The sequence below is a fragment of the Sphingomonas changbaiensis NBRC 104936 genome (assembly GCF_000974765.1).
GTDB lineage: Bacteria > Pseudomonadota > Alphaproteobacteria > Sphingomonadales > Sphingomonadaceae > Sphingomonas_B > Sphingomonas_B changbaiensis.
Genome location: NZ_BBWU01000032.1, coordinates 1 through 25,639, shown reverse-complemented (window position 1 = coordinate 25,639; position 25,639 = coordinate 1). Strand labels below are relative to the sequence as shown.

The window sequence follows — 25,639 nt, the reverse complement described above, 5'->3', positions numbered from 1 at the left end:
TCCCTATTCCTCCGCCGGCTTCGACTGGAGCTGGACGAAGTTCTGCAATCCCATCAGCTTGATCTGATCGAACAGCCGTTCGAGCGTGTCGACATGCTCCTCCTCATTCGCGAGGATCCGCTTCAGCAGGTCGCGGCTGATATAGTCGCGCACCGATTCGCAATGCTGGATTGCGTCGCGGAGCAGGGGGATCGCTTCCTTTTCCAGCTCCAGGTCCGAACCCAGCACCTCCTCGACCGTCTCGCCGATGCGAAGGCGGCCGAGCAGCTGGAAATTGGGCAGGCCTTCGAGGAACAGGATCCGCTCCGCCAGCCAGTCGGCGTGCTTCATCTCGTCGATCGATTCGTCATACTCGAACTTGGCGAGCCGCTTGACACCCCAATGGTCGAGCATCCGGTAATGCAGGAAATATTGGTTGATCGCCGTCAGCTCGTTCTTGAGCGCGTCGTTCAGATATTCGATGACCTTGGGATCGCCCTGCATGTCCGGCCTCCTGTCGGGAGCCTGGGACCCTAGGCCGCGGCGCGTTCCTCTTCAATGATCTGGCGCGCATAGGGGACGCACTGGCCGCAGCGCGGACGGCGGCCGAGCGAGGCATAGGCGGACAGCGGGTCGGCGCAGCCCGCACGCGCGGCTTCCCGCACCTGGCGCTCCCGAATCGCGTTGCAGTTGCAGACGATCATGAGCGCCGACATAAGGCTATTGCGACTTATTCGCAAGTGGCCGTTATGCCAGCGCGGCGTCTGCGCCCATCAGCTTCGGTAAAAAGGCTTCGTGAGCCTGTCGCAATTCATCGAGCGTGACGACGCAGTCGCGGTCGGGGCGTTCGAAGATCAGGCGGCTTTTGATCGTGCGGCCCAGCGGCTCGACGGTGACGCCGGCGACCAGCGCGGTGTCGAGGAATGGCACCAGCGCGTGATCGGGCACGGTCACGATGTACACGCCCTGGTCCTCGCCGAAGAAGGATTGCGCGCACGGGTAGGGCTGGGGCTTGTCCACGATCGCGCCGATTCCGCTCGCCAGCGCCATTTCGGCGAGCGCAACAGCGATGCCGCCGTCCGACACGTCGTGGCAGGCGGAGACATGGCGATGCTCGATGGCGGCACGGACGAAGTCGCCGGTGCGGCGCTCCCGTTCCAGATCGACAGGCGGCGGCGGCCCGTCCTCGCGCCCATGCAACTCGCGCAGCCACAGCGACTGGCCAAGATGCCCCGAGCGCTCGCCGATCACGAGGATGATGTCGCCGACATCCTTGAACCCGATCGTCATCGACCGGGTCCAGTCGTCGATCAGCCCGACTGCGCCGATCGCCGGCGTCGGCAGGATTGCCGAGCCCGAGCCGTCCTCGTTCTTCGTCTCGTTGTAGAGCGAGACGTTGCCGGACACGATCGGCATGTCGAGTTTCGTGCAGGCCTCCGCCATGCCCTCGATGCAGCCGACGAATTGGCCCATGATGTCGGGGCGCTGCGGATTGCCGAAATTCATGCAGTCGGTCGCGGCGAGCGGCCGTGCCCCGACCGCGGTCAGGTTGCGCCAGGCTTCGGCGATGGCCTGGCGGCCGCCCTCGACCGGATCGGCATGGCAATAGCGCGGCGTGCAGTCCGTGGTGATCGCGAGCGCCTTGTCGGTGCCGTGCACCCGCACGACTGCGGCGTCGCCGCCGGGCCGCTGCACCGTGTCGGCGCCGACCATGTGGTCGTACTGCTCCCACACCCAGCGGCGCGAGGCGAGGTCGGGCGAGCCCATCAGGACCTTCAGGTCCGCGGCGATGTCGATGTGCTGGTTCGGCAGATCGATGAGCTCGGCGGGCCTGGGCGTCGGAACCCATGGCCGCTCGTAGCACGGCGCATCATCGCCCAACGGGCCGAGCGGGATATCGGCGACGGTCTCTCCGCGCCACGTCAGCACCATCCGGCCGGTATCGGTGACGCGTCCGATGACGGCGAAATCGAGCTCCCACTTGCGGAAGATCGCCTCGGCCTCGGCCTCTCGGCCGGGCTTCAGCACCATCAGCATCCGCTCCTGGCTTTCGGAGAGCATCATTTCATAGGGCGTCATGCCCTCTTCGCGGCACGGCACCGCGTCCATGTCGAGCTCAATGCCGACGCCGCCCTTCGACGCCATCTCGACGGACGAGGAGGTAAGGCCGGCTGCCCCCATGTCCTGGATCGCGACGATCGCGTCGGATGCCATCAGCTCAAGGCACGCTTCGATCAGCAGTTTCTCGGTGAAGGGGTCACCGACCTGCACGGTCGGGCGCTTCTCTTCCGAATCCTCGGAGAAATCTGCCGAGGCCATGGTCGCGCCGTGGATGCCGTCGCGGCCGGTCTTGGAGCCGACATAAACGACCGGGTTGCCGATGCCGGCGGCGGCCGAATAGAAGATTTTGTCAGTGGGCGCGATGCCGACCGTCATCGCGTTGACCAGGATATTGCCGTCATAGGCGGGATGGAAATTCACCTCGCCGCCGACGGTCGGGACGCCGACGCAATTGCCATAGCCGCCGATGCCGTGGACGACGCCCGCGATCAGGTGACGCATCTTGGGGTGATCGGGCCGGCCGAAGCGCAGCGCGTTCAAGTTCGCAACTGGCCGCGCGCCCATCGTGAACACGTCGCGCAGGATGCCGCCCACCCCGGTCGCGGCGCCCTGATAGGGCTCGATATAGGACGGGTGGTTGTGGCTCTCCATCTTGAAGATGGCGGCGAGCCCGTCGCCGATATCGATCACGCCGGCATTCTCGCCCGGGCCCTGGATCACCCACGGCGCTTTGGTCGGCAGCTTCTTCAGGTGCACGCGCGACGATTTGTACGAGCAATGCTCCGACCACATCACCGAGAAGATGCCCAGCTCCGTCAGGTTCGGCTCGCGGCCCAGCGCGTGGAGCACGCGCTCATATTCCTCGGGGGACAGGCCGTGCTCGGCGACGACTTCGGGCGTGATCTCGGACATGGCGGCGCGTTAGCGTCACCTTCGGCTGCTGTCAGCCGCAAATGGTCTTGTCCGTGCGTCGGGACAGGCGGATCATCCTCGCTTCGACTCGGAGGAGGCTGAGATGGCAGTCACTGCGGTTCCCGACGGGTATCATAGCGTCACCCCTTATCTGGCTGTCGACGGCGCGGCGGCGGCGATCGACTGGTACACGCGCGCGCTCGGTGCCACCGAGATCATGCGCATGCCGATGGGCGACAGGATCGGCCACGCAGAGATCCGGATCGGCGATTCGGTCGTGATGCTGTCGGACGAGTGGCCGGACATGAACCTGCTCGGGCCGAAGACGCGCGGCGGCGTCACCGCCAGCCTGATGGTCTACGTGCCCGACGTCGATGCGGCGTTCGCGCGCGCGATCGATGCCGGTGCAAGCGAGGAGCGCGCGGTTGCCGACCAATTCTATGGCGATCGATCCGGAACTCTGGTCGATCCGTTCGGGCATCGCTGGATGATTTCGACGCACATCGAGGATGTGACGCCGGAAGCGATGCAGGACCGGATGGAGAAGATGGCCGAGCTGGCCTAGCCTCAGGCAGTCCGGCGTTTTCCGGCGAGCAGCTCGTCGATCGCAGTCTTGGGCGCGGGGCGGCCGAACAGATAGCCCTGGCCGGCCGAGCAGCCGTGCGCCCGCAGGAACTCGGCCTGGCGCTCGGTCTCGATTCCCTCGGCGACGACGGTCTTGCCCAGGCCCTGGCCCAGCTTGATGATCGCCGAAACGATCGGGGAGCTGTCCTTGCCTGTCGTGCCGAACAGGTCCTGGATGAAGCTGCGGTCGATCTTCAGCGCGTCGACCGGAATCTCGCGCAGATGCGTCAGCGAGGCGTAGCCGGTCCCGAAATCGTCGAGCGAGATGCCGAAGCCCGCCTGTTTGAGCTCCGTGATCATGTCGCTCGCCATCGGCGCGGAGCGGCCGACGAACACGCCTTCGGTCACTTCGATGACCAGACGGTCGCGGGGAATGCCGGCGCTGTCGGTATGGTCGATCAGCCGGTGGATGAAGTCGCGGTTCCGGAACTCCGCCGCCGATGCGTTGATCGACACCTTGCCCCAATCGAGCCCGCGACTGCGCCAGTCGATCATGTCGGCGATCACCATGTCGAGCATATTGATGCCGATCGCCTCGGCGACTTCGAAATCATTGAACGCCTCCGCGATCGTGCCCGGCAGGCAGATCTGCCCGGACCGGTCGCGCCGGCGCAGCAAGGCTTCGAACCCGATCACCTCGCCGGTCTGCATCGCGATCTGCGGCTGGTAATAGGGCAGCAGGCGCTTGTTCTCGACTGCCTCGCGGCCGATGTTGATCATCGCCACCCGGCGCTGCATCTTGCTGCGCATCGACGGCTCGAAGCTCATGTAGCGGCCGCGCCCGGCGTTCTTCGCTTCATAGAGCGCGATGTCGGCGTGCTTGAACAGCTCCGACGCGTTGGTCGCATGAATCGGGAAGATCGCGGAACCGGCGCTGGCGCGGCAGTCGAACTCGCGGCCGTTGAGGCGCAGCGGCTTTTTCAGGTTCGTGAACAGGTCTTCGATCAGCGCCTGGATCGCTTCCGTCCCCTCGATGCCGGGCAGCAGGATCGCGAACTCGTCACCACCCAGCCGGGCGACGGTGGCCTCGACCGTGATCGTTTCGCGCAGCACCTTGGCGAATTCGGTCAGCAGCCGGTCGCCCGCATGGTGGCCGAGGATGTCGTTCACGTCCTTGAAGTGATCGAGGTCGAGCATCACCAGCCCGAGTCGCCCCAGGCCCTCGGCGGCGCGGGAGGTCAGATCGTCGAGCCGCTGGTTGAACAGCGCGCGGTTGGGCAGGCCAGTGAGCGGGTCGTGCTCGGCCGCCCAGCGCGTCTCGATCTCGGTGAGGACGAGATCGTGAATGTCTTCGGTATAGCCGTACCAGCGGACGATATTGCCTTCATCGTCGCGACGCGGAAAGGCGCGGGAGCGCATCCAGCGATAGCTGCCGTCGGCGACCTTGAAGCGGCAGCGGACGTCGCCGGCCGAGCCGTTGAGCATCGCCGTGCCGACCGTCGCCTGCATCCGCGGCAGATCTTCGGGATGCAGCACGTTCATCCAGCCGAGGAAGCCGAGCGCCTGGTCTTCCTCCAGGCCCACCATCTTCAGATAGCGTTCCGTCACGCGCGTGACGCCATGTTCGTTGTCGGCGACCCAGGGCAGCTGGGGGTTCAGCTCGACTGTGTACCAGAGGTGCTCGACCGTTTGGTTCAGGTACGCGATTTCCTCGCGCTCCTCGGTGCGGTCGATCAGCGTCACGAACAGGGCAGGGGCGCCGTCCCTGATCGACAGGCTCAAGCCGGCGTCCGCGTGAAGCACCGCGCCCTTGGCGGTGTTGCCGGACACCGCGATCGTCACCGGCGCGCCGGTCAGCGCCTGCCGGATCGCGCGGATCACCACCGGACCGAGAGCCGGAGAGAGCAGGCGCAGCAATTGCCGTCCGGTCGCCATCTTGCGCAGGCCGAGCATCGCCGCGCCGCGCTTGTCGGCTTCGATCTTCCCGTCGAGCGAGGAAATGACAACGGTGGCAAGGCCGGCCAGGTCAAGCACCCTGGCGGCCATGCCGGCGTCGCGCGACGGCTCGGCCGACCCGTTGCCGTCCGCTGCCGCGCCGTCGTCGATCTTTCGGATTTCCCTCACGCGAACGGGATATCCGGCAAGGGTTAACGTGTTCTTACCCTTGAGCTCCCGAAGCGTGGAAACGAATCGTTAACCTTACCGGCGCATGAGGGCTGCCGACCGCCATGTTCCGACCTTTTCAGACCAGCGCCCGCCGCGGCAATCCCTTTCCCGCAACGGCCCGTCTGCGCGCCGAAATCCTGATCGCGCCCGATGCGGAGCGGCTGGTGACCCTGTTCGCCGACGCGCTCGCCGAATATGGCATCGACGGACATTTCTGCCTGCGCAAGAGCGGCGTCTCGCTGATCCCGCTTCTCGGCGACGCGCCGCAGCTGATCACCGCACCGCATCGCTTCTTCGTCGACAGCGACGATATGCATTTCGCCGGCGCGCGGGTGCTGCTTGCCAATCCCGACCGGCCGCTCGACCGGGAGGAATCGGCGCGCGTTCGCGGCTATGCGCAACTCTATGCGGCGCGCGCGCTGGCGCTCCAGGAGTTGGGCGACGACGTGCAGACCGATTGCGGACTGTCGCTGCGCGAACGTTATGTGCTGGGCCGCAGGCTGGCGGGGCTGGCGCCGGTCGACATCGCCCTCGAATCGGGCATCAGCGTCCAGACTGTTTCGTCTGCGATTGACAGCGCTGTCTCCCGGCTGGGCTGCCAGTCGCAGGCCGAGGCGATCGCCATCGCGGCGCGGCACGGGTGGCTTGCTGTCACGACTCTTCAAAACTGCTCTTCAAGTTCCGAAAAGTTAACGTATAAGACGGCTCAGAACGGGTAACACCGTCCGGGGGCGGGGGTCGTCTTAATGTTGCATGTGGTTTCGAGTGAGAATCGCGCGCTCTATGAGCGCGAGATCGAGGAATTTTATCGACTTCGAAAGGCCGTGTTCGTCGACGAACTCGGCTGGAACATTCCTGTCCGCGATGGGCTGGAAATCGATCAGTATGACGACGAGCGCGCCGTGTATGGCTTCTCGTTCGATTACGAGCACAAGCTCACGATGGCCTGCCGCTATCGGCCGACCGACGACCGCTCGCTGCTGACCGACGTCTTCAGCCACGCGATGGCGCCGGAAAGCGGCGATCCGACGGGCCCGGGCGTATGGGAGATCACGCGCGGCATCTGCCTGGAAACGGGCGGGGCGCGGCACAACCAGCGCCGGCGCGCATGCCAGATGCTAACGCCGCTCGAGCTGGCGCGCGCCGCGGGCGGCACCAAATGCGTCGCCTTCGCCGAAGTAAGATTGCTGCCGGGGCTGATCACGATGGGCTGGCGGGTCAACCTGCTGGGCGATCCGACCGAGTTCGGCCAGGGCACCGGCATCGCGTTCGAAGTCGACGCCAGCGATGTCGCGATCGCCAAGATCCGCCGCGACTTCGACCTGCCGGAGCACAGCCACATCCGGCTGATGCCCGATGCGTCCGACCAGCGTTCTATCCACGAGCGCGCGGCGGCTCTGGCGCTGCAATCGTCGCTGACGGCGTCGCTGCAGCCCAGGGAGAAGGACCTGCGCGAGGTGACCCAGAACGCGATGCGGACGATCGCCAACCCGAAGCTGAACAAGCGGGCGTTCGACTATATCCGTCGCAACCAGGCTGAGACGCTGAGCGCGACCGCCTGACGCGAAAAGGGCCGACGCGGTCTCCCGCGCCGGCCCTTTTCACTTAATCGAGTGAAACTTAGCGGTTGCAGGCCTGGGCGGCGCCGCCGTTGACGGCGATCTGCACCGTCTTGCCGCTGCCCGAGACCGAATAGCCGTTGCCGCCGGTCAGCGGCTTGCCTGCGCCTTCGGCCTGCACATGGGTCGGGGTGCCGCCCTTCTTGGTGCGCACGTTCGCCTGCGTCTTGTCGCCGAGGAAGTCGACATAGACGATCGAATTGTCCTTGCAGCGATAGATAGCGCTGTCGGTGACGGCCGGCGGCAGCTCGATCGGCGCCGCGTTGGCAATCTGGTTGGCCATCGGATCCGGATTGGTGTCGATCACCTCCGGCTGCTTGTTATTATTGCATGCGGCCAGCGCGAGCAGGGCCGCCACGGCGGTAAGGGGAGCGATTCGCGTCATAGGCTGTCCGATTTCGTGAGTGAGGCCCCTCGGGTCAAGCCCGCATGCGACACTGTAACATGACGCTCGTCGATTGTCGTTGTCATTCATGGAATTCCGCAAGCTCGGGAATACGGCCGAACGCGATCTTGGTGCCGACCTGATCCGCGCGCCCGCCGGCGAGCGGGCCGAGCGTCACGGCATTGCGCCCGAACCGCGCATTCAGCCGATCCATCGCGCGGCTGAGCGCCAGGCTGCGCGTCTCCCGAGCCGGCGCGCTGTCCGGATCGAGGTGCGCGAACAGCGAGCCCTGCTCGGCCGCGATTGGCTCGATCCCGGCCAGCGTGACCCCGACCATCCGCAGCCGAAAGCCGCCGGGCCGCGCGCGCCCGGTAGCTTCCAGCCGCGGCCACAACCGGTCGAGCGCGGCGAGGATCGCAAAGCTGTCCTGGGTCGGCGAAAGCTTCACCGCGGTCCGCCAGCTCGACTTGTCGCCCTCGAATTTGCCGTGCAGCACCAGCAGCCGAGCCAGACAGCTCTTGCGCCGCAGCCTGCTCGCCGCCTTCAGCGCGAGGCGTCGCGCGACCAGCCGGGTCGGCTCCAGCCCGCGCGCCCTCGGCGCCAGCACATGGCTGTGGCCGATCGTGCGGCTCTGCGTCGGCTTTTCGGGCAGATCGACGCCGTGCAGCAGATACCAGAGCCGATCGCCGTTGGTGCCGCCCCAGGCCGATCCGGCATCGCGCGGCCGGCGGGCGCACAGCCCGGCGATGTCGTTGATGCCGGCGCGCGCAAGCTGCCGTTCCATTTTCGCGCCGATCCCGGCGATGTCGCGCAGCTCCAGCGCGAACAGACGGTGCGGAAGCTGGTCGGCGGTGAGGACGATCAGCCCGTCAGGCTTGCGCATGTCGGACGCCAGCTTCGCCAGCAGCCGGTTTGGCGCGATGCCGATCGAGGAGGTCAGGCACGCGCCGATATTGTCGCGGATGCCGGCCTTGATGCGAAGCGCGAGCGCGCGGGCGGCTTCCGCACTGTTTTCATTATCCAGCAGGCGGCAGGCGACTTCGTCGATCGAGCAGACATGCGTAACGGGAACATGGTTCCAGACCTCGGCAATGATCGCGTCGTGAAACTCGACATAGCGTTCGTGACGGGCAGGTGTGATCAGCAGATCCGGACATTTCTGCTTCGCTTCCCAGACCGGCGTGCCGGTGTTGATGCCGTAGCGCTTGGCTTCGTACGACGCGGCGATGGCGACGGTCGTGTCGCTGCCGACGGGCGCCACGATCACCGGCCTGCCGCGCAGTTCCGGCTGAAGCTGCTGCTCGACGCTCGCGAAATAGCTGTTCAGGTCAAGGAACAGCCAGCGCAGCGGGCGGGGCGGCAAATCGCACAGATCGCGGCACGCGGAAGACGCAGGCTGACTCATAGCCGCGGAACATTAGCAGAACATTGGTGCGCAGCACAGAAGCGCCGAACCTGCCTAGCGTGACATCAGCTCCTGCCATCGGGCGAGCTTTGCCTCGAAAGACGCGGCGCGGGCGGGGCTGCTGGAGGGCAGCGGGATAAGCCGGTAGCGATCTGCCCACGCCCCGAGCTGGTCGCGGCCGATCCGCGCGGCGGTGGCGCCGTTGAAGCCGATTGTGCGAAGCGCCGGCAATCGGGCGACGAGGCTCTGCAGGTCGTTGGGCGCATGATTGCGTATCGCCGCGTCCAGACTGCCCGGTCGCTCGGCATCGGCGATCACGTCCCAAAGGCCGACGCGATGGTCGATGAGCGTCGACAGGCGCTCGTCATAGGGAAGGCCGGCCAGGTCCGTCCCGATCACCGCCCCCAGCAGGCGCCAGAACTGGTTCCGCGGATGCGCGTAGTAGCGCCCCGCCGCGAGCGACGCAGCCCCGGGCAGGCTACCAAGGATCAGTATCCGGGTGTCGGCGTCGACGACGGGCGGAAACGATGCGTGGCGAGTCACCGAGCCGATCTGATGTCGGTTTGCGCGAAGTCGCTGCCCTTGGACAATAGCGGCTCGCCGGTCGTGCGGGCGAGCGCGTAGGCGAAGCAGTCCCCAAAATTCAGACGTGCCTCGTGCCGACCTTTGCCGAACAGGCGATAAGCTTCGCGCGCGACTTCGACGTGATGCCGGCTGACGGGTACCAGCTCGATGGCCCAATGCTTGATGATCCAGTCAAGCCGATCCGACAAGACCTCATCATCATTTCCGTCGACGGCGATCGCAGCTTCCAGATAGTTGGCCAGCGACATCTTCGCCTTGCCGAAATTGTCTAACAGGAGCGGCACGATCCAGGCTGTTTCTGGTTCTTCCCTGATCAGAGCGATGATCGCCGACGTGTCGACGATCATCTCGGCAGACCATCCTCGTCGTAGAGAATGTCCGCGTGATCGATTGACAACATAGCGCCCTTCCACCGGCTGCGGCTGCCCGCGATCATGCGATAGAACTCAAGCTCCAGCTTTTCCCGCTCGGTCGTCGGGTCCGCGAGCTGCAAATCGACCTCTCGAGCCCTCTTCCGAAGAGCGTCAAGCACGACCCGCTCCACCGACTCCCCGGTGGAGCGGGCTAGCTGCTCTGCCAATGCGATAGCCTCCGCACTGTCGATCTTGAGCTCTGCGCCCATCCAAACGGCCTTTCGAAACTTCCAACCAATATAGCGAGGGCCAATCGACGGCGATACTGCTGGAAAAGAGGTCGGGATTTCAACCTGGCGCTGCAGAGCCGGCGACGTGGACAGCTGCGGCTGGCTCAAACAATGCTAGGTTGCTACCACAGTCCCATGTCAGGTCTTTCCGATGCAGGCGATGTGGTGACCGGCGGACTGTGGGCGGCCGCGGTCGAGCCGGCGCATGGGCCTCGGGCGGATATGCCGCACGGCTCCGACTGCCTCAATTGCGGGGCGGCGCTGACCGGATCCTATTGCGCCAATTGCGGGCAACCGGCGCATGTGCATCGCACCCTCGGCGCCATCTGGCACGATCTGCTGCACAGCGTGCTGCATTTCGACGGCAAGCTCTGGCGCACGCTGCCGGAGCTGGCGCTGCGGCCGGGGCAGCTGACGCGGCGCTATATTCACGGCGAGCGGGCGAAGTTCGTGTCGCCCTTCGCGCTGTTCCTGTTCAGCGCGCTTTTGATGTACGCGGTCTATTCGATCTTCGGCCATCATGGCGGCTCGTCCCAGGCGAAAGCGCAGGAAAGCGCTCAGTCGCTGCAGAAGCAGGTGGCGAAGCTGGATGACCGCATCGCATCGACGGAAGCGGACCTGCAGCAGCCTGACCTGAGTGCCTCCCGCCGCGTCACGTTGCAGCAGCGGCTCACGGAGGCGCGCGACAACCGGCAGGAGCTTGCCGCGGCGAGCGCGATCGCAGCCGATGTCGGCAAATCAAGCGCCAACGCCGATCCCGGTGGCCGATCGATGCTGGAGCAGATCGAGACGAACAAGGAGTTCGTCGCCTACCGACTCAAGGCAAACGCCTATAAATTCTCCTGGGCGCTGATCCTGATCAGCACGCCGATGCTGTGGCTGCTGTTCGCCTGGCGACGCGATTACGGCTTGTACGATCACGCGACGTTCGTGACCTATTCGATCTCGTTCATGTCGCTGCTGTTCTCGCTATGGATGATCGCAAGCTGGATCGGGCTGGCGACGGGCGTCATTACGCTCGCGCTGATGCTCTACGCGCTCTGGCATATGTACGTGGACATGCGCGGCGCATATCAGCTGTCCCGCACCGGCGCCCTGCTGCGCCTGCCGCTGCTCTACGGCATCGCGGCGGTCTCGGCGGGGATGTTCTACGCGCTCGTCACCGCGATGAGCTGACGGGCTGCGCCATCCGTCGAATAACTAGCGGGCAGGGGCCGCTTGCCCGGCAAACTCAAAACCTACCATTGCCACACGCTCATCCTTCAGAACGACGGTAGTCTTGACCGTACGTTCGGGTCCATCCGGCCTAGTGCAAAAGTAGGTGCCCTGGACAGCGATCAACTTTCCGCCTTTCAGCCAAGATGGCAGATTGGCGTCATCGGACCCCTTATCCAAGGGAAATGGCATCTGCTGGAGTTGCCCGATACGGCAGCCAGCGAGCAGATTTGTCTCAGGCCGAATTTTCTCGACATAGTCTCTCAGTGGCGCGCCGATGTCCCCTGCCACCATCACTGCGTCGCTCGTCGCGAGCCTGCTCGCTGCATGAGGATGGGACCCCAAAAGATCCAGGAAAGACCGAGTGGTCGCGATCGGGTCGAACGAGGTCTGTGCCCCTGCCGGGGATTGCAAAGCTGCCGCCAGCAGAAGCCCGAGGGATAAATTTACTGCCATCAGACAGGTTATGTGGACGACGGCGACCGTCTGCAACGGATTGTGCGCCGGGCGGCTTTCACTCCGGGCGCTGGGAGCATTTCAGGTCGATGACGGCCTCTTCCAGCGGCGACGGCGGTCGCGCGGTCGCGTTGCGGTCGCGGCAGTTGGCCTTGGTGTCGGGCAGCGGTCTGGGGTTGGCGCGCACGCCGGCGTCGAACTGGCGGACCTCGTAGAGTTCGGTCGGGGTCAGGTCGTGCGGCTGCTTCTTGCCGGACAGCAGATCCATATAGTTTTGCTGCGCCCGGTCATAATTGAACTGGGCGAACGCCGGTGCGGATACGAGAAGCGCCGCCGACAGGACCGCGGCCGTCAAACCCTTCATCATTCCCCTCCGATCTGCTCGTCGTGCCACGACGATAGCCGGCTGGAGTGAATGCGGATTGAATGGCTTGGCGGCTCCCAAGTTTCCCCTGCTTGCCCGGCGCGCGGCTGGGCCCTACCTCCACGCTATGACCTTACCCGATACGCTGGCGCTGATCGGCCACACGCCGCTGGTGCGCCTGAAGGGGCCGAGCGACGCGACCGGCTGCGACATCTTCGGCAAATGCGAGTTTCTGAATCCCGGCGCGTCGGTGAAGGACCGGGCGGCGCTGGGCATCGTCGAGGATGCCGAGGAGCAGGGACTGATCGGCCCCGGCGCCACGATCGTCGAGGGAACGGCCGGGAATACCGGCATCGGCCTGGCGCTGGTCGGCAACGCCAAGGGCTACAAGACGATCATCGTCATGCCCGAGACGCAGAGCCGCGAGAAGATGGATACGCTCCGCGCGCTCGGCGCCGAGCTGGTGCTGGTGCCGGCCGCGCCCTATGCGAGCCCGTGCCATTTCGTGCACACCTCGCGCCGGATCGCGGAGGAGACGCCGAACGCGCTGTGGGCCAACCAGTTCGACAATATCGCCAACAGGCGGGCGCACATCCGCTGGACCGCCGAGGAAATCTGGGAACAGATGGACGGGCGGATCGACGGCTTCACCTGCGCAGTGGGGACGGGCGGCACGCTGGCGGGCGTGGGCCTCGGCCTGAAGGCCAAGGATCCGGACATCACGATCGCGCTGACCGATCCGCACGGCGCCGCGCTCTACAGCTATTACCGCTATGGCGAGTTGAAGTCCGAAGGCAGCTCCGTCGCCGAGGGGATCGGGCAGGGGCGGATCACCGCCAACCTGGAAGGGGCGCCGATCGATACGCAGTTCCGGATTTCGGACGAGGAAGGGCTGGCCCAGATCGATGCCCTGCTGAACGAGGAAGGGCTGTGCCTGGGGCTTTCGTCCGGCATCAACGTCGCCGGCGCGATGGCGCTGGCGCGGGAGCTGGGGCCGGGCAAGCGGATCGTCACGGTGCTGTGCGACACCGGGTTTCGTTACCTGTCTACGCTCTACAACCCGGAATGGCTGGCCGCGAAGGGGCTGAAACCCGCCGCAGACTCCTGATTTTGCTTTCGCGAGCGAACGCGCTACATTCGTCGGGATGTCGGAAGACAAACGCGCTGGAATGCAACGGGTGCGCGTCGGGCTGACGGGGCTGGGCGCCGTCTTGCTGGTCGTCGCCGTGTCGACAGCGATCTTCGAATCCGCACGCCACCGCCCCGGCGACAATGTCGTCGCGGTCAACGCCTCGCAGCAGACGGTCGCGAACATGGTCGGCAACACCGCGGTAGCGCCCAGCGATCCGCTTACAGAGATCGGCGTGACCCCCGCCGCACCGCCGACGAGCAACGCCGCCGCGCCCGCGACGCCGCCCGCGGGCCAATAACCCCCCGATTTCCCGTGCTGTCCCCGGAACAGATTTGGAACATCGTGCGCCATGCGGGCAGGGCGCCGCATTTCCGCGCCCGAACGTGGTGAGTTTCCCGGCTTTTCCCGCAAAATCCCGTTGTATCCCGTGGCTGCCCGCGATATGTGAGTCGTCACAGGCGGGGCTATTCCCTTGAGTCGAGTCGGCACTGGACGGCGCGGAACGATGCGCTTTCCGGAACGAGGAGTTTTGCGCCCCGCCCGAAAGGGTGCGCGTGGGCGAACGGGAGGCCTTTAACGGATTTGCGATGACCGCGGTCGACGGCAAGGGCCGCGTCGCGATCCCCGCCTCCATGCGCGCCGTGATCGAGCGGAATGTCGAGGCCGGTGGCGGCGATCCCCGTACCGTCGTCATCGCCCTGCATCCCAAGGACCCGTGCCTGATCGCTTACGACCCCGCCTGGTTGAAGCGCAGCCACGAACGCCTTGAGCGACGCGAGGAAGCGCTGGAAGCCGAGGGCGCGGACGTCGACTACAATGCCAAGCGCCGGGCGCTCGCGATGACGGAATCGGCCGGCTTTGATTCGAGCGGCCGGTTCGTCCTGCCTGACTTCTACGCGATGAAGGCGAAGCTGCTGCCGGGCACTGATGCCGTGTTTTCGGGCGCGGGCAATTTCTTCGAAATCTGGAACCCGGACGTGCTGCTCGCGGCCGACGGCGTCGACCCGAACCTGAAGGAACTGGTCGAGTTCACCCGCGCCAAGCGAGGCGCGAAATGAGCGGTCATGTCCCCGTTCTGCTCGACGAAGTGATCGACGCGTTGGCGATCCGGCCGGGCGAGCGGCACGTCGACGGCACCTTCGGCGCCGGCGGCTACACCCGCGCGATGCTGGCCAAGGGTGCGCGGGTCTATGCATTCGACCGCGACCCGGGTGCGATCGCCGCTGGCCGCGCGATCCATGACGCGGAGCTGACGCTGATCGAGCGGCGCTTTTCCGAGATGGAGGATGCGCTGGCCGATGTGGACGCGCTGCCGGTCGACGGCGTGACGCTGGATATCGGCGTGTCATCGATGCAGTTCGATCAGGCCGATCGCGGCTTTTCCGTGCAGGCGGACGGTCCGCTCGACATGCGGATGGAGCAGGCGGGGATGACCGCCGCCGAATGGCTGAATTCGGCCGACGAAGCCGAGATCGCGGACGTGATCTACCGCTATGGCGAGGAGCGCCGTTCGCGCCGGATCGCGCGCGCGATCGTCGCTGCGCGCCCGCTCGAGCGGACGCTTCAGCTCGCGGCGGTGGTGCGGAAAAGCGTCGGTTTCATCGCCGGCAAGGACAAGGATCCGGCGGTCCAGGTGTTCCAGGCGATCCGCATCTACCTGAACCGGGAGCTGGATGAACTGACCGGCGGACTGGAAGCGGCGGAGCGGGTGCTGGCGCCGGGCGGGCGACTGGCGGTCGTTACCTTCCACAGCCTGGAAGACCGGATCGTGAAGCAATTCCTGCGCGACCGCAGCGGTCAGGCGCCGGCGGGTTCGCGTCATCTGCCGGCGGCGAAGGCGCGCCGGCCCAGTTTCGAGGCGGTGGGCAAGGCGGTGCGGCCGGGCGCGCGCGAGACGGCGGCAAATCCGCGGGCGCGCTCGGCCACGCTGCGGGTCGCCCGGCGCACTTCGGCAGAGGCGTGGAGCAACAAGGGAGAGGCGGCATGATCACGCGGCGGATGCGGCCGATCGGCTGGGTGGCGGGTGTCGCGAGCGCGGCGCTCGGCTTCTATCTCGTCTCGCTGCAGGTTGCGGCGGAGCGCAACGCGCTGGAAGGCGTGGAACGCAAGATCGCGGTCACGCATCGCGACATCCGCCGGCTGGAGACCGAGTTCAGTGCCCGCGCCAGCCTGCGTCAGCTCGAAGACTATAACAACGAAGTGCTGGCGCTCGCCGCGCCCAAGGTCGGCCAATATGTGCCCAGCGGCGTGCAGCTCGCATCCTATTCGCCGGCCGAGGGCGGCGACATCGGCAGGCCGGCCGCGACCACCGCGCTCGCCAGCGCCGAGGCGGCGCCCGCGCCCGCCAACCGCCCAACCTTCAAGCCTGCGGTGGTGCGGGACGTCGGCGCCGACGGTGTGCCGGTCATTCCCGCAGTCAAATCGCCGCCGCTGATCCAGACCGTCGCGATGATCGCGCCGGTCGAAGCGCCGGTTGCGACGCCGGCCGTGAAATCCAGGTCCAAGCCTGCCGCCAGGGTGCCGGTGGTCCAGAAAGTCGCGTTGCTCGACGATTCGTCGATGACCGACATCGCGCGTGCGGCGGCGAAGGAAGCCAAGGGCAAGGCGCGCTGATGGCGACGGCCGCGCCCAGCCCGATGCAGCTTCGCGCGCTGCCGGAGCGGCGGCCGGAAATCGCGCTGGCGCATGTCCGGCTGATGCTGCTGATGCTGTTGTTCATCGGCGCGACCGCGATGATCAGCCTCAGGATCGCATACCTGTCGGTGTTCACGGACAGCAGCACCAATCGCGCGCATGTCAGCGGCCTGGCGCGCGGCGATATTCTCGACCGCAACGGCATCCCGCTTGCGCAGACGATCGAGGCCTGGTCGATCGGTATCCATCCCGGCAAGGTGATCGGCGACAAGCGTACTTTGGCCGCGTCGCTCGCGCGGCTGATGCCGGAGCGGAGCGCGGACGAATATCTGAAGATCCTTCAATCGAAGCTGACCTTCACCTATCTGCGCCGCCGCGCGACGCCGGAGCTGGTCGCGGCCGTGAACCGTCTGGGCGAGCCGGGCATCGATCTGGGCCGCGAGCCGGAGCGCATCTATCCGCAAGGCATGCTCGCCGCGCACGTGCTGGGCTTCACCAATTTCAACGGCGACGGCGTCTCCGGCATGGAAAAGGTGCTGGAAAAGGAGCTGACCGGTTCCGCGCGCGGGACGGGCGTGATGCTGTCGATCGACAGCCGTGTGCAGCAGGCGCTTGAGGCCGAGCTTGGCGCGGCGATGACGAAGTTCAGCGCGAACGGCGCCGCCGGCGTCGTCATGGACATCAAGACCGGCGAAGTGATCGCGCTGACGTCGATGCCGGAGCTCAACCCCAACAAGCCGGCGCAGCAGGGCCCGGACGCCGCGTTCAATCGCGCCACGCTCGGCGTCTATGAGCTCGGTTCCACCTTCAAGCCGTTCACCGTCGCGATGGCGATGGAGGACGGGGTCGTGAAGAGCTTCGGGCAGACCTATGACTGCCCGCGCGCGCTGCATGTCGGCCGCTTCTCGATCACCGATACCCACCCGTTCGGCGGCGCCTGCACGGTCGCCGAGATCATGCAGCGGTCGTCGAACATCGGCACCGCGCAGATCGCGGCGCAAGTCGGCGCGACGCGCCAGCGCGAATGGCTGCGGCGGATGCATTTCCTCGAGAAGGTCTCGATCGAGCTGCCGGAGCGCGGCCGGCCGCTCACGCCCGGCGACAATTGGGGCGAGATCGCGACAATGACGGTCGGCTATGGCCACGGCATCGCCGTGTCGCCGCTGCATCTTGCGACCGGTTACGCGACGCTGTTCAACGGCGGCTATTGGCGGCCGGCGACCTTGCTGAAGCACGATGCCGGACGGCCCGTGCCCAAAGGCGAGCGTGTATTCAGCGCCGAAACATCCTACAAGATGCGCGCTCTGCTCCGCCTCGTCGTGACCAGCGGCACCGGCCGCAAAGCCGATGCGCCCGGCTATCGGATCGGCGGCAAGACGGGGACCGCGGAAAAGATCGTCGGCGGGCGCTATACGAGCGGCGCGGTCGTCACGACGTTTGCCGGCGTGTTCCCGATGGATGAGCCGCGCTATGTGGTGGTCGCGATGCTGGACGACCCCAAAGGCACCAAGGAGACCTTCGGGTTTCATACCGCGGGCTGGAACGTCGCCCCGGTCGTATCCGGCGTGGTCAGCCGGATCGGCCCGATGCTGGGCGTGATGCCGGATGAGGGCCGCGAGGCGAACATGGGTGAAGTGCTGCCCTTCGTGCACGGCAAGGAAGAATGATCGATGCGGCTCAGCGACCTGGCCGGCATCGATTCTCCCACTGAGGTAACCGGCTTCGCGATCGACCACCGCAAGGTGGCGCCGGGCACGATTTTCGGCGCCTTCAAGGGTGCGCGGTTCAACGGCGAGGACTTCATCCCGCAGGCAATCGCGTCGGGCGCAGCGGCTATCGTCGCGCGGCCGGAGGCGCGGGTCGAGGGCGCGCCGCATATCGCGGCATCGGAACCGCGCCGCGCCTTCGCGCTGCTCGCGGCGAAGTTCTTCGCGCCCTATCCGGACGTGACGGTGGCCGTCACCGGCACCAACGGCAAGACCTCAAGCGTCGAGCTGACGCGTCAGCTCTGGCGGCTCGCCGGGCACAATGCGGCCTCGATCGGGACTCTGGGCGTGACGACCGCCCACGACCAGGTGCTGACTGGCCTCACCACGCCCGACATCGTCACCTTTCTGTCGAACGTCGCCGGGCTGAAGCGCGAAGGCGTCACGCACCTTTCGTTCGAGGCGTCGAGCCACGGCCTCGACCAGAAGCGGACCGAAGGGCTGCCGGTGCGTGCTGCCGGGTTCACCAACCTCAGCCGCGATCATCTCGATTATCACGGCGACATGGCGAGCTACTTCGCCGCCAAGCTGCGCCTTTTCGAAGAAGTTGTGGATGAGGACGGTGCGGCGGTTGTCTGGGCCGACGATGGCGCGCATTCGGAAAAGGTGATCGAGGTCGCCCGGACCAGGGGATTGCGTGTGCTGACGGTCGGAGAGCGTGGAGAGGCGTTGCGGCTCAAGTCGCGCACGCCCTCGCGGCTGGGCCAGCAACTGATGATCGAGGCTGACGGCAAGAGCTACAAGGTGATGCTGCCGCTGATCGGCGCCTATCAGGCCGCGAATGCGTGCGTCGCCGCCGGCCTCGCCATTGCGACCGGCGGCGACACCGCGAAGACGCTCGAGCATCTGGCGCGCGTGACGCCGGTGCGCGGGCGGCTGGAGCGGGCGGCGATCACTCGCGCAGGCGCGCCGATCTATGTCGATTATGCCCACACACCCGACGCGATCGAGGCAGCCGCTGCGGCGCTGAGGCCGCACACCAAGGGGCGGCTGATCATCGTCTTCGGCGCCGGCGGCGATCGCGACCAAGGCAAGCGCCCGGAGATGGGCCGCGTCGCCGCACAGGTCGCGGAAATGGTGGTGGTGACCGACGACAATCCGAGAAGCGAGGACGCCGCCGCGATCCGCCGCGATATCCTCGCCGGTGCCGCCGACGCGCGCGAAATCCCCGGCCGCCGCGAAGCTATCGCCGAAGCGGTCGCAATAGCCGGCGCCGACGATGTGGTGCTGCTTGCTGGCAAGGGCCACGAGCAGGGCCAGATCGTCGGCGACCGCGTGCTGCCGTTCGATGACGTGACGGTCGCGCGGGAGTGCGCGGCGTGAGGGGGGGGCGGTCTTATTTCCTCTCCCTTGAGGGGAGAGGAACAGCGGAGCTTGGCAGTCCTGAGCTTGTCGAAGGACTGCCTAGCGTAGCTAGGAGAGGGTGGTCGGCCGCGTGCCGCAATACCCTCTCCCCGCTCAGCCCCGCAGGGCTGAGTCGCCCTCTCCCGTGCAGGGAGAGGGTTGCATGACCCCCCTCTGGACATCAGCCGAGATCGCGCAGGCCGTATCCGGCGTCGCCTCCACCGCCTTCATGGCCACCGGCGTGGCCTTCGATTCGCGCGAGGTCGGGACGGGCGACCTGTTCGTCGCCTTGCCTGGCGAGACGACGGACGGGCATCGTTTCGTCGATCAGGCTTTCGCACAAGGGGCGGCGGGGGCGATCGTCTCCCGGCCGGTTCCCCATCCGCATATTCTCGTCGCCGACACACGGGCGGCGCTGGATGCCCTCGGGATCGCAGGGAGGGCGCGCACGACGGCGCAGATCGTCGGCGTCACAGGGTCGGTGGGCAAGACGGGCACGAAGGAGGCGCTGTTCGCAGCGTTCGACCGAATCGCGCCCGGTCGTGCCCACCGATCGCTGAAAAGCTACAACAATCATACCGGCGTGCCGCTGAGCCTGGCACGGATGCCCGAAAGCACGCGCTTCGGCGTTTTCGAAATGGGCATGAACCATGCCGGCGAGATTGCCGCGCTGACGCGACTGGTGCGCCCGAACATCGCCGTCATCACCACGATCGCGCCGGCGCATATCGAGATGCTGGGATCGATCGAGGGCATCGCGCGCGCCAAGGCCGAAATCTTCGAGGGCCTGGAGCCGGGCGGAACGGCGGTCATTCCGTACGATTCGCCGCAGCGCGACATTCTGGTCGAAGCGGCAAAGAGGCATGGTGCGCGAGTGATGACCTTCGGGCTCGACAAGGGCGCCGATGTCCATGCAGTGGAGCGCGTGCCGTCCAAGGGCGGCGGGACGCTCGTGACGGTGCAGCTGCCGGATGCGAGCCTGACGATGACGATCGGCCAGTCCGGCGAGCATTGGGTGTCGAACGCACTGGCGGTGATCGCGGCCGTCGAGGCGGCTGGTGGCGATCTGGCAATCGCCGGCCTCGCGCTTGCCGAGCTGCAGGGCATGGCGGGCCGCGGCGCGCGGGTGCAGGTGCAGGTGCCCGGCGGCGAGGCGCTGGTGATCGATGAAAGCTACAACGCCAATCCCGCCTCGATGCGGGCGACGCTGAAAGTGCTGGGGGAGCAATCCGCGCTTCGCCGCGTCGCCGTGCTGGGCGCGATGCGGGAGCTTGGGCAGGAAGGGCCGCGCTTCCACGCCGAACTGGCCGAGCCGATTGCCCGGGCGAACGTCGATTTCGCACTGCTCGTCGGCGAAGAGATGGCGCCGCTGGCGAAAGCGCTTGAGGGGAAGATAGAGTTCGCGCATGTGCCCGCCGCCGCAGCCGCGCTCGACGCCCTTAAGGGGCATGTCGGCGCCGGCGACGCGGTTCTCATCAAGGCGTCGAACTCCGTGGGGCTGGGCCGGCTGGTTGCCGATCTGAGCGCCGGGGCACTGGCGGAGGCGAACAAGGACTGATGCTCTACCTCATTGCGGAACAGCTCGGCTTCCCCGGCATCCTGAACCTGATCCGCTATTTGAGCTTTCGCGCGGGCGGCGCGGTGGCGACGGCCTTGTTCCTGGGCCTGATCATCGGGCCGAAGTTCATCGGCTGGCTGCGCGTGCGCCAGGGCAAGGGGCAGCCAATCCGCACCGACGGGCCGCAGAGCCACCTCGCCAAGCGCGGCACACCGACGATGGGCGGGCTGATGATCTTGACCGCGCTCACCGTGTCGCTGCTGCTGTGGATGGACCCGCGCAATCCCTATGTCTGGGCGTGCCTGGCGGTGACGCTCGGCTTCGGCGCGATCGGTTTCCTCGACGATTGGGACAAGGTCAGAAAGGCCAGCCACGCCGGCGTTTCGGGTAAGGTACGGCTGCTGCTCGAGTTCCTGATCGCCGGCATCGCCGCCTGGCTGATCGTGCGGCACAACGGCACGCATCTGTGGCTGCCGTTCGTGGCGCAGCCGGTGGCCGATATCGGCTGGTTCTACATCGTCTTCGCCGCCTTCACGATCGTCGCGTTCGGCAACGCGGTGAACCTGACCGACGGGCTGGACGGGCTCGCGACGATGCCGGTGATCATCGCCTCGGTCGCGTTCATGGTGATCACCTATCTGGTCGGCAACGCAAAGTTTGCGACCTATCTCGGCATTCCGCATGTGCCCGGCGCGGGTGATCTGGCGCTGTTCTGCGGCGCGATCGCAGGGGCCGGCCTCGCCTTCCTCTGGTTCAACGCGCCGCCGGCCGCCGTCTTCATGGGCGACACCGGCAGCCTCGCACTCGGCGGAGCGCTGGGAACGATCGCCGTCGTCGCGCATCACGAGATCGTGCTGGGCATCATCGGCGGGCTGTTCGTGGTCGAGGCGCTGTCAGTGATCATCCAGGTCTTCTTCTACAAGCGCACCGGCAAGCGCGTGTTCAAGATGGCGCCGATCCACCACCATTTCGAACAGCTCGGCTGGAGCGAGCCGACCGTCGTGATCCGCTTCTGGATCATCGCCCTGGTGCTGGCGCTCGCCGGCCTGTCGACGCTGAAGGTCCGATGATCACGTCGCGCGCCTGGGCCGGGAAGAAATATGCGGTGCTGGGCCTCGCGCGGAGCGGGCTGGCGACGGTGGATGCGCTGCTGGCCGCGGGCGCGTGCGTTTGGGCGTGGGATTCGAACGAGGACGCCAGAGCAAAGCTCCTCCCCGGAACGGGGAGGGGGACCATCGGCGAAGCCGATGGTGGAGGGGCCGGAGCGCTGGTCGAGACCCCCGACCCCACCACCACTCGCTTCGCGAGCGGTCCCCCTCCCCGTTCCGGGGAGGATCTGGTTCTCGCCGATCCCCTCACCCTCGACCTCACCGGCTTCGAAGCCGTCATCGTCTCCCCCGGCGTGCCGATCAACCGGCATCCGATCGCGGCGCACGCCAAGCGCTACGGCGTCCCCCTAATTGGTGATATCGAGCTGTTCGCCCAGGCGCGGAGCGAGCTGCCGCCGCACAAGGTCGTCGGCATCACCGGCACCAACGGCAAGTCGACCACCACCGCGCTCGTCACCCACATCCTGAAGACGGCGGGCGTACCCGCGCTGATGGGCGGCAATATCGGCCTGCCGATCCTCGCCCAGGACCCGCTGCCCGAAGGTGGCGTCTATGTGCTGGAACTCTCCAGCTACCAGATCGACCTGACCTACACGCTCGACTGCGATGTCGCGGTGCTGCTGAACATCACGCCGGATCATCTGGATCGGTATGGGAGCTTCGAGGCCTATGTGGCGTCGAAGACGCGCCTTTTTGAAATGCAGAAATATCCGCATTGTTCAATTTTGACCGATGCGGCCTGGGAAGAGCCTGCGTTTGATCGAAAGCGCTATACGAGCCTTCGCATAAACAAAGGTCATGCTCACACCAAGGAAGATCGAGCAGGTTCCGGCCAAGGCGTCATCGACGGAGAAGCGCGCTACAACGACGAGGTATTCGCGTTACAATCTGATTGGCCGGCGCTCGCTGGACCGCACAACGCGGAAAACGCGGCAGCGGCTATCGCAATCTGCGCTAACCTCATGTTGCTGCTACTGCCGGAGGAAATCGCAGAAGGCCTCCGCACCTATCCCGGTCTCCCTCACCGCATGGAGCGCGTCGCCGAGCGTGGCGGCGTGCTGTTCGTGAACGACAGCAAGGCGACCAACCCGACCTCGACCGCGCCGGCGCTGGCGGCGTTTCCGAAGGTGCGGTGGATTTTGGGCGGGCTGGCCAAGACCGACGAGCTGGACGCCTGCGCGCCGCATTTTTCGCATGTCCGCTCCGCCTACACGATCGGCGAGGCGGGGGCGATGTTCGCGCGGCTGCTCGAACCGCATATGCCGGTCGCGGAGTGCGGCGTGCTCGACGAAGCCGTGCGCCGCGCGGCCAATGACGCGGAGCCGGGGGACACGGTGCTGCTGTCGCCGGCCTGCGCATCGTTCGACCAGTTCAGGGATTATGAAGCGCGGGGCGACGCCTTCCGCGCGGCCGTGGGGGCATTGCAATGACCGACACCGCAGCGATCCGGCGCAAGAAGCAGGTGGCGCGCCTCGGCCGTGCCGACCGCAGCCCGCTGGGCCTCTGGTTCTGGGAAATCGACCGCGTGCTGCTGATGCTGATCACGGTGCTGATCTCGATCGGCCTGGTCGCGGTCGCCGCCGCCAGCCCGTCCGCTGCGCACCGCTATTCGGGTGCGGGCGTGACCTTTGCGCCGCTTCACTATTTCTGGCGACAGCTGTTCTGGGTGATCATCAGCGTGCCGGTGATGCTGGGCGTGTCGATGCTGCCGAAGCAGACGGCGCGGCGGTTCGCGCTGGGCGGCGCCGCGTTCTTCACGATCATGCTCGCCGCGGTGCCGCTGATCGGGGTCGAGGTGAACGGTGCTCATCGCTGGATCGGCGTCGGGTTCGCGCAATTCCAGCCGTCGGAGTTCCTGAAGCCGCTGTTCGTCGTCAGCCTCGCCTGGCTGCTGAGCCTGCGCCAGCAGGACAAGACGCTGCCGGTGGTGCCGCTGACCGGCGCGCTGGTGGGCGTGATCGCGATTCTGCTGATGAAGCAGCCGGATTTCGGCCAGACGATCGTGTTTGGCACGATGTGGATGGCGCTGCTGCTGCTGTCCGGCGTGTCCGGCCGGATGATCGGCGGACTGATCGGCGCCGGCTTCGGCGGGATCGTCTGCGCCTATCTGTTCTACCCGGTCGCGACGACGCGCATCAACAACTTCATCTATGGCGAAGGCGACACCTACCAGGTCGACAAGGCGCATGCGACGATCACCGGCGGCGGCTTTTTCGGCACCGGCCCCGGCGGCGGCGTCGCCAAGTTCCAGCTGCCCGAAGCGCATACCGATTACATCTATTCGGTGATCGGCGAGGAATTCGGCCTGATCGCCTGCCTGGCGATCGCCTTCATTTTCCTCGCGATCGTCGTCCGCGTGTTCCTGAAGCTGCTGGACGAGGAAGACACGTTCACAATGCTCGCTGCCGCCGGCCTTACCACGCAGATCGGCGTCCAGGCGACGATCAACATGGCAGTGAACCTGCAGCTTGCGCCGTCCAAAGGCATGACCTTGCCCCTGATCAGCTATGGCGGATCGTCGATGATCGCACTGGCGATCGGCATGGGCCTGCTGCTCGCCTTCACGCGCCGCAACCCGTACCTGCATCGTTCCCCCTATGTCGTGAAGTGGAACGGCCAGCGATGAGCCGGTTCGTCCTCGCAGCGGGCGGCACCGGCGGGCACATGGTGCCCGCGCACGCATTGGCGGAAGAGCTGATGCGACGGGGCCATCACGTTGCGCTGGTCACGGATGCAAGGGGCACGCGCTTTCCGGGGCTGTTCGAGAATGTCGAGACGCACGTGCTGCCGGCGGGCCGGCTGGGCGGCGGGCCGATGGGATGGCTGCGCGCCGGACGCTCGATCCTTGCCGGCCGCCGACAAGCGCGCCAGCTGTTCCGGGAATTCCAGCCCGCGGCGGTGATGGGGTTCGGCGGCTATCCGGCGCTCCCCGCACTGCTCGCCGCATTCAAGGCGAAGATTCCGACGGCGGTGCACGAACAGAATGCGGTGCTCGGCCGCGTGAACCGGTTCGTGGCTGGCCGAGTGGATGCCGTCGCGACCGCCTATCCCGACATCCAGCGGCTCCCCTCAAAGGCCGCGATGAAGGTGCGGCTGGTCGGCAACCCGGTCCGCCACGAAGTGCTGGAACTGCGCGACAAACCCTATCCGCCGCTCGATCATGACGGCGTGTTCCGCGTGCTCGTGACCGGCGGCAGCCAGGGCGCGACGATCCTGTCGGACGTGGTGCCGGAAGGACTGGGGCTGCTTCCGCCCGTGTTCCGCGCCCGGCTGCAGGTGACGCATCAGGCACGTGCCGAGGATATCGAGCGGGTCCGCACTCGCTATGCCGAGCAGGGCATTCCGGCCGAGCTCGCCACCTACCTGCCCGATCTTCCCGAACGGCTGGGCCGCGCACACCTCGTGATCGGGCGATCGGGAGCATCGACCGTTGCCGAGCTGGCGGCGGCCGGGCGGCCCGCGATCCTGGTGCCGTTCGCCGCGGCGACCGACGATCATCAGACCTATAACGCAAAGGAGTTGGTCGAAGCCGGCGGCGCGCGCTCGATCCCGCAATCGCAATTCACGCCCGTGGAACTGGCCAAGCAGATGCAGAAGCTGGGCCTGGAACCCGAAGCCCTCGCCAACGCTGCAAGACGGGCGAAGAGCTGCGGCCGCCCCGACGCGGTCCGCGACCTCGCCGACCTGATCGAGGAGATCGGGGGATGAGGGGAGTCGCTCCAAAAATCCTCCCCGGGACGGG

The 25,639-nt window shown here is 66.4% G+C and carries 26 protein-coding genes; 16 read left to right on the top strand and 10 right to left on the bottom strand.

Annotation, left to right across the window (positions count from 1 at the left end; translation table 11 throughout):
• Positions 1-3 precede the first annotated feature (3 nt).
• Genes bfr through purL form a run of 3 tightly spaced genes read right to left on the bottom strand, consistent with a single transcriptional unit; the run spans position 4 to position 2,952 of the window.
• Positions 4-483 carry a bacterioferritin gene (gene bfr, locus SCH01S_RS08205; protein ID WP_046348315.1) on the bottom strand — a complete coding sequence of 160 codons (480 nt, stop codon included), beginning with the start codon at positions 481-483 and terminating at the stop codon, positions 4-6.
• A 29-nt stretch (positions 484-512) separates the two neighbouring features.
• A complete protein-coding gene (locus SCH01S_RS08200; protein ID WP_046348337.1) occupies positions 513-683 on the bottom strand; it encodes a (2Fe-2S)-binding protein in 171 nt (56 codons plus the stop codon).
• Positions 684-726: 43 nt separating this feature from the next.
• Positions 727-2,952 carry a phosphoribosylformylglycinamidine synthase subunit PurL gene (gene purL, locus SCH01S_RS08195; protein ID WP_046348314.1) on the bottom strand — a complete coding sequence of 742 codons (2,226 nt, stop codon included), beginning with the start codon at positions 2,950-2,952 and terminating at the stop codon, positions 727-729.
• A gap of 103 nt (positions 2,953-3,055) precedes the next feature.
• Between purL and SCH01S_RS08190 the strand changes: the two genes are divergently transcribed.
• Complete coding sequence (locus SCH01S_RS08190; protein ID WP_046348313.1) at positions 3,056-3,517, top strand: VOC family protein; 462 nt, start codon at positions 3,056-3,058, stop codon at positions 3,515-3,517.
• Between the two features lie 2 nt (positions 3,518-3,519).
• Here the strand turns inward: SCH01S_RS08190 and SCH01S_RS08185 are convergent, their stop codons facing one another.
• Positions 3,520-5,640 (bottom strand): putative bifunctional diguanylate cyclase/phosphodiesterase, encoded by a 2,121-nt coding sequence (locus tag SCH01S_RS08185; RefSeq protein WP_052733856.1) that lies wholly within the window; start codon positions 5,638-5,640, stop codon positions 3,520-3,522.
• 104 nt (positions 5,641-5,744) lie between these two features.
• Between SCH01S_RS08185 and SCH01S_RS08180 the strand changes: the two genes are divergently transcribed.
• Together SCH01S_RS08180 and SCH01S_RS08175 are read left to right on the top strand one after the other, a co-directional pair.
• Entirely contained in the window at positions 5,745-6,401 is a 657-nt protein-coding gene (locus SCH01S_RS08180; protein ID WP_046348312.1) for a helix-turn-helix transcriptional regulator, read from the top strand.
• Between the two features lie 27 nt (positions 6,402-6,428).
• A complete protein-coding gene (locus SCH01S_RS08175) occupies positions 6,429-7,244 on the top strand; it encodes an acyl-homoserine-lactone synthase (RefSeq protein ID WP_052733855.1) in 816 nt (271 codons plus the stop codon).
• A 58-nt stretch (positions 7,245-7,302) separates the two neighbouring features.
• Here SCH01S_RS08175 and SCH01S_RS08170 read toward each other — a convergent pair whose 3' ends face one another.
• The 5 genes from SCH01S_RS08170 to SCH01S_RS08150 all read right to left on the bottom strand — a co-directional run bounded on the left by SCH01S_RS08170 (position 7,303) and on the right by SCH01S_RS08150 (position 10,298).
• A complete protein-coding gene (locus tag SCH01S_RS08170) occupies positions 7,303-7,686 on the bottom strand; it encodes a hypothetical protein (protein WP_046348311.1) in 384 nt (127 codons plus the stop codon).
• Between the two features lie 82 nt (positions 7,687-7,768).
• A complete protein-coding gene (locus tag SCH01S_RS08165; protein WP_046348310.1) occupies positions 7,769-9,091 on the bottom strand; it encodes a Y-family DNA polymerase in 1,323 nt (440 codons plus the stop codon).
• Between the two features lie 54 nt (positions 9,092-9,145).
• Positions 9,146-9,634 (bottom strand): DNA-deoxyinosine glycosylase, encoded by a 489-nt coding sequence (locus SCH01S_RS08160; RefSeq protein WP_046348309.1) that lies wholly within the window; start codon positions 9,632-9,634, stop codon positions 9,146-9,148.
• On the bottom strand, positions 9,631-10,023 hold the full coding sequence (locus SCH01S_RS08155) for a type II toxin-antitoxin system VapC family toxin (RefSeq protein ID WP_046348308.1): 393 nt from the start codon (positions 10,021-10,023) through the stop codon (positions 9,631-9,633). Before SCH01S_RS08155 ends, SCH01S_RS08160 begins: the two co-directional genes overlap by 4 nt.
• Positions 10,020-10,298, bottom strand: coding sequence for a type II toxin-antitoxin system VapB family antitoxin (locus tag SCH01S_RS08150; RefSeq protein WP_046348307.1), 279 nt, complete (start codon positions 10,296-10,298; stop codon positions 10,020-10,022). The genes SCH01S_RS08155 and SCH01S_RS08150 overlap by 4 nt, the downstream gene beginning before the upstream one ends.
• Before the next feature lie 156 nt (positions 10,299-10,454).
• On the opposite strand from SCH01S_RS08150, the gene SCH01S_RS08145 reads away from it, so the two are divergent.
• A complete protein-coding gene (locus tag SCH01S_RS08145) occupies positions 10,455-11,495 on the top strand; it encodes a DUF3667 domain-containing protein (RefSeq protein WP_046348306.1) in 1,041 nt (346 codons plus the stop codon).
• A gap of 553 nt (positions 11,496-12,048) precedes the next feature.
• Here the strand turns inward: SCH01S_RS08145 and SCH01S_RS08135 are convergent.
• Positions 12,049-12,357: a hypothetical protein gene (locus SCH01S_RS08135; protein ID WP_046348304.1), complete on the bottom strand. Its 309-nt coding sequence runs from the start codon at positions 12,355-12,357 to the stop codon at positions 12,049-12,051.
• 124 nt (positions 12,358-12,481) lie between these two features.
• Between SCH01S_RS08135 and SCH01S_RS08130 the strand changes: the two genes are divergently transcribed.
• The 12 genes from SCH01S_RS08130 (at position 12,482) to murG (ending at position 25,605) form a co-directional block, all read left to right on the top strand.
• Entirely contained in the window at positions 12,482-13,462 is a 981-nt protein-coding gene (locus tag SCH01S_RS08130) for a cysteine synthase A (protein ID WP_046348303.1), read from the top strand.
• A gap of 61 nt (positions 13,463-13,523) precedes the next feature.
• On the top strand, positions 13,524-13,784 hold the full coding sequence (locus SCH01S_RS08125; protein ID WP_046348334.1) for a hypothetical protein: 261 nt from the start codon (positions 13,524-13,526) through the stop codon (positions 13,782-13,784).
• Between the two features lie 289 nt (positions 13,785-14,073).
• A complete protein-coding gene (locus SCH01S_RS08120) occupies positions 14,074-14,544 on the top strand; it encodes a division/cell wall cluster transcriptional repressor MraZ (protein WP_157032862.1) in 471 nt (156 codons plus the stop codon).
• Positions 14,541-15,473 carry a 16S rRNA (cytosine(1402)-N(4))-methyltransferase RsmH gene (gene rsmH / locus SCH01S_RS08115; RefSeq protein ID WP_046348302.1) on the top strand — a complete coding sequence of 311 codons (933 nt, stop codon included), beginning with the start codon at positions 14,541-14,543 and terminating at the stop codon, positions 15,471-15,473. The genes SCH01S_RS08120 and rsmH overlap by 4 nt, the downstream gene beginning before the upstream one ends.
• Complete coding sequence (locus tag SCH01S_RS08110) at positions 15,470-16,099, top strand: hypothetical protein (RefSeq protein WP_046348301.1); 630 nt, start codon at positions 15,470-15,472, stop codon at positions 16,097-16,099. Before rsmH ends, SCH01S_RS08110 begins: the two co-directional genes overlap by 4 nt.
• Positions 16,099-17,787, top strand: coding sequence for a peptidoglycan D,D-transpeptidase FtsI family protein (locus SCH01S_RS08105; protein ID WP_046348300.1), 1,689 nt, complete (start codon positions 16,099-16,101; stop codon positions 17,785-17,787). The genes SCH01S_RS08110 and SCH01S_RS08105 overlap by 1 nt, the downstream gene beginning before the upstream one ends.
• A 3-nt stretch (positions 17,788-17,790) precedes the next feature.
• Positions 17,791-19,209, top strand: a complete 1,419-nt coding sequence (locus SCH01S_RS08100; protein WP_046348299.1) for a UDP-N-acetylmuramoyl-L-alanyl-D-glutamate--2,6-diaminopimelate ligase — start codon at positions 17,791-17,793, stop codon at positions 19,207-19,209.
• A 184-nt stretch (positions 19,210-19,393) separates the two neighbouring features.
• Entirely contained in the window at positions 19,394-20,788 is a 1,395-nt protein-coding gene (locus SCH01S_RS08095) for a UDP-N-acetylmuramoyl-tripeptide--D-alanyl-D-alanine ligase (protein ID WP_046348298.1), read from the top strand.
• Positions 20,788-21,858 (top strand): phospho-N-acetylmuramoyl-pentapeptide-transferase, encoded by a 1,071-nt coding sequence (mraY, locus tag SCH01S_RS08090; RefSeq protein ID WP_046348297.1) that lies wholly within the window; start codon positions 20,788-20,790, stop codon positions 21,856-21,858. The genes SCH01S_RS08095 and mraY overlap by 1 nt, the downstream gene beginning before the upstream one ends.
• Positions 21,855-23,327 (top strand): UDP-N-acetylmuramoyl-L-alanine--D-glutamate ligase, encoded by a 1,473-nt coding sequence (gene murD / locus SCH01S_RS08085; RefSeq protein ID WP_046348296.1) that lies wholly within the window; start codon positions 21,855-21,857, stop codon positions 23,325-23,327. Before mraY ends, murD begins: the two co-directional genes overlap by 4 nt.
• A complete protein-coding gene (locus SCH01S_RS08080; RefSeq protein WP_046348295.1) occupies positions 23,324-24,523 on the top strand; it encodes a peptidoglycan glycosyltransferase FtsW in 1,200 nt (399 codons plus the stop codon). The genes murD and SCH01S_RS08080 overlap by 4 nt, the downstream gene beginning before the upstream one ends.
• Complete coding sequence (gene murG, locus SCH01S_RS08075; RefSeq protein WP_046348294.1) at positions 24,520-25,605, top strand: undecaprenyldiphospho-muramoylpentapeptide beta-N-acetylglucosaminyltransferase; 1,086 nt, start codon at positions 24,520-24,522, stop codon at positions 25,603-25,605. The genes SCH01S_RS08080 and murG overlap by 4 nt, the downstream gene beginning before the upstream one ends.
• Positions 25,606-25,639: the final 34 nt, after the last annotated feature.

Excerpts from the sequence above, each read along its gene's own strand:
- bfr (WP_046348315.1), bottom strand. The coding sequence starts at position 483 with ATGCAGGGCGATCCCAAGGTCATCGAATATCTGAACGACGCGCTCAAG.
- SCH01S_RS08200 (WP_046348337.1), bottom strand. The coding sequence starts at position 683 with ATGATCGTCTGCAACTGCAACGCGATTCGGGAGCGCCAGGTGCGGGAA.
- purL (WP_046348314.1), bottom strand. The coding sequence starts at position 2,952 with ATGTCCGAGATCACGCCCGAAGTCGTCGCCGAGCACGGCCTGTCCCCC.
- SCH01S_RS08190 (WP_046348313.1), top strand. The coding sequence starts at position 3,056 with ATGGCAGTCACTGCGGTTCCCGACGGGTATCATAGCGTCACCCCTTAT.
- SCH01S_RS08180 (WP_046348312.1), top strand. The coding sequence starts at position 5,745 with ATGTTCCGACCTTTTCAGACCAGCGCCCGCCGCGGCAATCCCTTTCCC.
- SCH01S_RS08175 (WP_052733855.1), top strand. The coding sequence starts at position 6,429 with ATGTTGCATGTGGTTTCGAGTGAGAATCGCGCGCTCTATGAGCGCGAG.
- SCH01S_RS08170 (WP_046348311.1), bottom strand. The coding sequence starts at position 7,686 with ATGACGCGAATCGCTCCCCTTACCGCCGTGGCGGCCCTGCTCGCGCTG.
- SCH01S_RS08165 (WP_046348310.1), bottom strand. The coding sequence starts at position 9,091 with ATGAGTCAGCCTGCGTCTTCCGCGTGCCGCGATCTGTGCGATTTGCCG.
- SCH01S_RS08155 (WP_046348308.1), bottom strand. The coding sequence starts at position 10,023 with ATGATCGTCGACACGTCGGCGATCATCGCTCTGATCAGGGAAGAACCA.
- SCH01S_RS08150 (WP_046348307.1), bottom strand. The coding sequence starts at position 10,298 with ATGGGCGCAGAGCTCAAGATCGACAGTGCGGAGGCTATCGCATTGGCA.
- SCH01S_RS08145 (WP_046348306.1), top strand. The coding sequence starts at position 10,455 with ATGTCAGGTCTTTCCGATGCAGGCGATGTGGTGACCGGCGGACTGTGG.
- SCH01S_RS08135 (WP_046348304.1), bottom strand. The coding sequence starts at position 12,357 with ATGATGAAGGGTTTGACGGCCGCGGTCCTGTCGGCGGCGCTTCTCGTA.
- SCH01S_RS08130 (WP_046348303.1), top strand. The coding sequence starts at position 12,482 with ATGACCTTACCCGATACGCTGGCGCTGATCGGCCACACGCCGCTGGTG.
- SCH01S_RS08125 (WP_046348334.1), top strand. The coding sequence starts at position 13,524 with ATGCAACGGGTGCGCGTCGGGCTGACGGGGCTGGGCGCCGTCTTGCTG.
- SCH01S_RS08120 (WP_157032862.1), top strand. The coding sequence starts at position 14,074 with ATGACCGCGGTCGACGGCAAGGGCCGCGTCGCGATCCCCGCCTCCATG.
- rsmH (WP_046348302.1), top strand. The coding sequence starts at position 14,541 with ATGAGCGGTCATGTCCCCGTTCTGCTCGACGAAGTGATCGACGCGTTG.
- SCH01S_RS08110 (WP_046348301.1), top strand. The coding sequence starts at position 15,470 with ATGATCACGCGGCGGATGCGGCCGATCGGCTGGGTGGCGGGTGTCGCG.
- SCH01S_RS08105 (WP_046348300.1), top strand. The coding sequence starts at position 16,099 with ATGGCGACGGCCGCGCCCAGCCCGATGCAGCTTCGCGCGCTGCCGGAG.
- SCH01S_RS08100 (WP_046348299.1), top strand. The coding sequence starts at position 17,791 with ATGCGGCTCAGCGACCTGGCCGGCATCGATTCTCCCACTGAGGTAACC.
- SCH01S_RS08095 (WP_046348298.1), top strand. The coding sequence starts at position 19,394 with ATGACCCCCCTCTGGACATCAGCCGAGATCGCGCAGGCCGTATCCGGC.
- mraY (WP_046348297.1), top strand. The coding sequence starts at position 20,788 with ATGCTCTACCTCATTGCGGAACAGCTCGGCTTCCCCGGCATCCTGAAC.
- murD (WP_046348296.1), top strand. The coding sequence starts at position 21,855 with ATGATCACGTCGCGCGCCTGGGCCGGGAAGAAATATGCGGTGCTGGGC.
- SCH01S_RS08080 (WP_046348295.1), top strand. The coding sequence starts at position 23,324 with ATGACCGACACCGCAGCGATCCGGCGCAAGAAGCAGGTGGCGCGCCTC.
- murG (WP_046348294.1), top strand. The coding sequence starts at position 24,520 with ATGAGCCGGTTCGTCCTCGCAGCGGGCGGCACCGGCGGGCACATGGTG.